The sequence below is a fragment of the Actinophytocola sp. genome (genome assembly GCF_036402745.1).
Classification (GTDB): Bacteria; Actinomycetota; Actinomycetes; order Mycobacteriales; family Pseudonocardiaceae; genus Actinophytocola.
The window spans coordinates 1-2,434 of sequence record NZ_DASWSJ010000120.1; the positions used below are offsets into that span (position 1 = coordinate 1).

The 2,434-nt window shown below is 73.0% G+C and carries 4 protein-coding genes; 2 read left to right on the forward strand and 2 right to left on the reverse strand.

Features of this window, described 5'->3' with window-relative positions; genetic code table 11:
* Both VGD70_RS11830 and VGD70_RS11835 read right to left on the reverse strand, forming a co-directional pair.
* A partial coding sequence (locus VGD70_RS11830) for an NAD-dependent epimerase/dehydratase family protein (RefSeq protein WP_331081023.1) occupies positions 1 to 944 on the reverse strand: 944 nt, incomplete at its 3' end.
* A gap of 65 nt (positions 945 to 1,009) precedes the next feature.
* Positions 1,010 to 1,351, reverse strand: a complete 342-nt coding sequence (locus VGD70_RS11835; protein WP_331081025.1) for a hypothetical protein — start codon at positions 1,349 to 1,351, stop codon at positions 1,010 to 1,012.
* Between the two features lie 268 nt (positions 1,352 to 1,619).
* On the opposite strand from VGD70_RS11835, the gene VGD70_RS36935 reads away from it, so the two are divergent.
* Positions 1,620 to 1,766 (forward strand): TetR/AcrR family transcriptional regulator C-terminal domain-containing protein, encoded by a 147-nt coding sequence (locus VGD70_RS36935; RefSeq protein WP_414637945.1) that lies wholly within the window; start codon positions 1,620 to 1,622, stop codon positions 1,764 to 1,766.
* 5 nt (positions 1,767 to 1,771) lie between these two features.
* On the forward strand, positions 1,772 to 2,272 hold the full coding sequence (locus tag VGD70_RS11845) for a MogA/MoaB family molybdenum cofactor biosynthesis protein (RefSeq protein WP_331081029.1): 501 nt from the start codon (positions 1,772 to 1,774) through the stop codon (positions 2,270 to 2,272).
* The last annotated feature ends 162 nt before the right edge of the window (positions 2,273 to 2,434 follow it).

The following is a 2,434-nucleotide window of genomic DNA, read 5'->3' on the forward strand; positions in this document are numbered from 1 at the left end:
GGGTCGGCCACGACGTGGCGGACGTCGCCGGGGCGGGCACCGCCGATCACGCGTGGCGGTGGGCCTGCGCAGGCTCGGGCCAGCTCGGTGGCCAGCTCGCCCACGGTGTGGGGGTCGCCGGAGCAGATGTTGAGCGGGGTCAGGGCGCCGGGGGGAGGGTCGGTCTCGATGGCTCGGGTGTTGGCGTGCGCCACATCGGTCACGTGGACGAAGTCCCGGCGCTGCCGGCCGTCCTCCAGGACCGTCGGGGGCTCGCCGCGCTGCAGGGACGAGCGGAACAGCGACGCCACGCCGGCGTAGGGCGTGTCGCGCGGCATCCGCGGGCCGTACACGTTGTGGTACCGCAGCGCCCACACACCGCCGCCCGTCTGCCGGGCCCACGCCGAGGCCAGGAACTCCTGCGCCGCCTTCGTTGCCGCGTAGGTGCTTCTGGGGTCGATCGGGGCGTCCTCGGGCACCAGCCGCGGTGCCAGCTCGGCGCCGCACTCGGGGCAGGGGGGCTCATACCTGCCGGCGTCCACATCGGACTGGCGGCGCGGGCCCGGGCGGACGATGCCGTGGTCGCGGCAGGTGTAGCGGCCCTCGCCGTAGACGACCATCGACGAGGCCAGCACCAGGCGGCGCACGCCGGCCCTGTGCATCGCGGCCAGCAGGACCGCCGTGCCGTAGTCGTTGTGCATGGCGTAGTCGGGCGCGTCCGACGGGTCGAGGCCGTGGCCGACCACCGCCGCCTGGTGGCACACCACGTCCACGCCGCGCAGCAGGTCGTCCAGGAGCGCCGGGTCGCGGACGTCGCCGACCGTCACGTCGCCGACTGTCGCTTGTGGACCGTGGGCCTTCGGCAGCAGGTTGTCCAGCAGCACCGTCCGATGGCCGCGCTCGGCCAGCAGGTCGGCGATGTGGGAACCGATGAACCCGGCCGCACCGGTGATCAGCACTCGCATGTCACCGACGCTAGGGCCCGGCCGCCGCGTCGCGCGAGGTCGGCGGCCGGGCCGTCACAGAACCGTCAGATCTTGCTCAGCGCCAGGTAGTCCGCGATCGGGACGTCGTCGTTGGACACCTCGCCGTCGTCCGGAGCGGCGGCGATCGCGTCGGCCATCTCCTGGGTCGGCGGAATGAGCGGCGATGCCGTCGCCTGGCGGCCCAGCTCGTGGTTCACCTCGACGTACGCGCGCAGCGTCCGCTCGTAGGCCGCGAACGCGGTCCGATGGTCGGCGGCCGTCGCCAGCTCGCCGGCCAGCACGTACGCGCCGAGCAGCGCCTGCGACGTGCCGCGGCCCGACATCGGCGAGGCGCAGTAGCCGGCGTCGCCCAGCAGCGCGACCCGGCCGGCCGACCAGGTGCCCATGCGGACCTGGCTGAGCGAGTCGAAGTAGAAGTTCGGTGGCCTCGGCCATCGCCGCGAGCAGCCGCGGTGCGTCCCAGCCCACGCCGGCGTAGGCGTCCGCGACCACCCGCTTCTGGGCGGCGGCGTCGCCGCGCGGAAAAGCTGGCCTTCGGCGAGGCGGTGCTGTGTGTGCTGGAGCCCACCGGGCTGGATCCGTACCGGAAGTTCCAGGTGTACCGGGATCACCCCCGACCAGCACCTCGTCGAGCAGGACGCGACGTTCGCTGGCGTGACCGCGTCCGGCGCCTACCCGACGTTCGTGCGCGTGGTGGAGATGGCGGATTTCGATCTGGATCTCGACGAGCGGTTCGAGTTCGGCCTGCGGCATCTGCTGGACGGGTTCGCGGCGAGCCTCCCGGCGCTCCGACTACGGTGACAGCCATGGAACGGAGCGCGCAGCGGCTCGGCAGGGCCCTCATCGTGATCGTCGACGACCGGGTGGCCCATGGGGAGCACGAGGACTCGGTCGGCCCGCTGGTCACCGAGCTGCTGGAGGAGAACGGGTTCATCGTGGACGGCATCGTCGCGGTGGCTGGGGAGATCGTGGACATCCGCAACGCGTTGAACACCGCCGTGATCGGCGGCGCCGACCTGGTGATCACGGTCGGCGGCACCGGGGTGTCGCCCCGCGACATGACGCCGGACGCCACGCAGGGCGTGCTCGACCGGCCGATCCCGGGCATCGCCGAGGCGATCCGCTCGTCCGGCCTGGCCGCCGGCGCGGTGGACGGCGGTATCTCGCGTGGGCTCGTCGGCATCTCCGGCAGCACGCTCGTGGTGAACCTGGCCGGCTCGCGGGCCGCGGTCCGCGACGGCATGGCCACGCTGTCGGCGCTGGTGCCGCACGTGATCGACGAACTGTCCGGCTTGGACGCCAACTAGCCCCGATGACGGAACCGGAGGAGCCGCACCGTCGCCGGGATCTCGACTTGGACGAGATCTTCGGCGACGTGCTGCCGGACACCACCTCCGACGAGCGGGACCAGGAGCGGCCCGACTCCGACTCCTGGTACGAGCAGAACCGCCCGCCGCACCACGACCGCG

Excerpts from the sequence above, each read along its gene's own strand:
- VGD70_RS11845 (WP_331081029.1), top strand. The coding sequence starts at position 1,772 with ATGGAACGGAGCGCGCAGCGGCTCGGCAGGGCCCTCATCGTGATCGTC.
- VGD70_RS11835 (WP_331081025.1), bottom strand. The coding sequence starts at position 1,351 with ATGGGCACCTGGTCGGCCGGCCGGGTCGCGCTGCTGGGCGACGCCGGC.